The organism is Microcystis sp. M53602_WE12 (genome assembly GCF_030065455.1).
Lineage (GTDB): Bacteria > Cyanobacteriota > Cyanobacteriia > Cyanobacteriales > Microcystaceae > Microcystis > Microcystis aeruginosa.
In genome coordinates, this window is sequence record NZ_JASJFB010000227.1 from 1 (window position 1) to 1,789 (window position 1,789).

The following is a 1,789-nucleotide window of genomic DNA, read 5'->3' on the forward strand; positions in this document are numbered from 1 at the left end:
ATGCTTCGCCCCTACAGGACGCGGGCCGATGAAGACGCAAGGTTTTGAAGCACGATTCTCTCAAAATCTTGCACCTGTTTCGCGAGAAAAGCCACAAAACCCTTACCTTGCCTACATTTCACCTTTATTCAGCAAGCCCTAATTAGTCTGTTTTTTCTTGACTCGATCGCAATTAAGCGATCGAGTTTTTTTTGATGAAAAAATATCACTTCGGGTTAATACGGAGTGAAACCCAACCACCGAGGACCTATTACCCTCTCCCTAAAGGAATCGCACTTGGCACGACCAGAAACTGCCCGATGTTGCTTACCACTTTCTAGCCCTTTTGTCAACACCCTATAGAATTAAATATCATACCAGACGGTAAATGATAACTATAAATAATCAATGGTCGTAAAGAAGAGACGGCTGCTATAGAATTAAGGCAATCTTTCTGAACTTTTTTAGAAATCATGAAAACCTTACCAATTTCTTTGGTGTTAGCGGGCATTAGTAGTTCACTTGTACTAATAGGGGGGGGGGTAAACCCTGTCCGCGCGGCGGTTATCATCGGGAATCTACCGCAAGCCAATGATGATGGTGGTACTTTTTTGAGCACTACTGAAATAAAAGCACTCGCCTTTACCCTGCCCGCGGGTAACAATTACAGCCTCGACAACGCCATCCTGCGACTCAGTGGCTACGATCCAGGAGAGACTCCCCTAGTCCAGATCCGCAATGATGTCGGGGGTAGCGATCCGGGCAGTACCGTCCTCGCCAGTTTCACCAATCCCACCCCTCAAGGAGCGGGAAATTTTGACTACACCTTCACTCCCACTGGCCCCTTCACGTTTACCGCCGGTACTAAATACTGGTTATACGTTACCAGTACCAGTGGAGATTTCCTCTGGAGCGCTTCTAGTACGATTCAAACCCCGACGGGCATCGCCACGTTCTCGGGAGCCAGGTTTGGTAGTGGAGCGAGTTTCTTTCCCAGTAGCGTTCTCAACAGTTTCCAGATCAACGCAACCGAGATAACCGGTCCGGTGGCCCGCACTCCCGAACCTAGTGCGATCGCGGCTTTGTCCCTGTTCGGATTGGGATTACTGGGGGTTAAAAGTCGTCGGAACGAGGGATAAGTTGCCGGTGGTTAGGTTGAACAGAGTGAAACCCAACCACCGAGGATCTATGTCGGGTTTCGTTGCCTCAACCCGACCTACGAATTTACTATACAAACGGGGAAACTTTTAAGGATTAGGGATCGATCGCACCAGCAGAGTCAGAATACTGGTTAATACTGCCACTACCACGGGAATAATCAACGATTTTGCTCCCTTAAGGTCCGATACATCCTTAATTAAAGCGTTCTGTGTTCCCTCTACTTTTTCCAATCGCCTATCAATACTTTTGAGTTCGGTTTTCACCTCGGCCATATCTACTTTTAGATCGGTGAAATCTTTCTGTAAAGAGTCTAATTTTTCCGTGATATTTGTCAGGATAATTTCTAGGGAATTGGTGACGGGGGATTGACTCATCTGAATTTCCGGGAATATTCGATCGCCTAGTAATATTGTAGGCTGTTTTTGTAGGTGATGCGCTCCTTACCAACGTTCTAAAATCAGTCCATCTACATAATTAAAATCAGTATCAAGTAGGTAGGCGTTAAAAGTTGTGGCTCTTCGGGAATTGTTATGCAAATAATTAACTTAAAATAAAATTCGATGAGAGCAACTACGCTCAAAAGTAGCTGAAATTCATACAGGAAAGGACTTAAGGCACAAATAGGTTAATACCAAAAGATAGACAATTG

General features: G+C 45.4%; 2 protein-coding genes. One reads left to right on the forward strand and one right to left on the reverse strand.

Annotated features, from left to right (window positions below; all coding sequences use genetic code 11):
• Positions 1-452: 452 nt before the first annotated feature.
• Positions 453-1,118 (forward strand): choice-of-anchor R domain-containing protein, encoded by a 666-nt coding sequence (locus tag PX482_RS08220; RefSeq protein ID WP_288093857.1) that lies wholly within the window; start codon positions 453-455, stop codon positions 1,116-1,118.
• Positions 1,119-1,226: 108 nt separating this feature from the next.
• On the opposite strand, the gene PX482_RS08225 is transcribed toward PX482_RS08220, so the two are convergent.
• Positions 1,227-1,514: a hypothetical protein gene (locus tag PX482_RS08225; protein ID WP_044000022.1), complete on the reverse strand. Its 288-nt coding sequence runs from the start codon at positions 1,512-1,514 to the stop codon at positions 1,227-1,229.
• Positions 1,515-1,789: the final 275 nt, after the last annotated feature.